Origin of the sequence: Desulfovibrio desulfuricans (assembly GCF_024460775.1) — a bacterium.
Lineage (GTDB): Bacteria > Desulfobacterota > Desulfovibrionia > Desulfovibrionales > Desulfovibrionaceae > Desulfovibrio > Desulfovibrio desulfuricans_E.
The window spans coordinates 1-214 of record NZ_JANFYZ010000140.1 but is presented as its reverse complement, the minus strand read 5'-3'; the positions used below and the strand labels follow the sequence as shown (position 1 = coordinate 214).

Annotated in this window: 1 protein-coding gene; it reads right to left on the bottom strand. The window is 37.4% G+C overall.

Annotated features, from left to right (window positions below):
- A partial coding sequence (locus tag NE637_RS15695; RefSeq protein WP_256267852.1) for an RICIN domain-containing protein occupies nucleotides 1–214 on the bottom strand: 214 nt, incomplete at both ends.

Genomic DNA, 214 nt, shown 5'->3' with positions numbered 1-214 from the left:
ATTCAGATTCTTTAGAACTTCTTAATGTATATTTTCCATCTTTCACCGGCTGATAAGTAGATGCTTCAAATTTCCATTGTTGTCTTTTACCGCTCTCCAGATAACTCATCTGTACATTCATCCCTGATGAAGCTGTATTTCCACTAATGGAAAGAAATGTTCCCAGTTTCGACTGTAAATAATATCCACCGTCTTCCGCCTTGATAATCCTCCA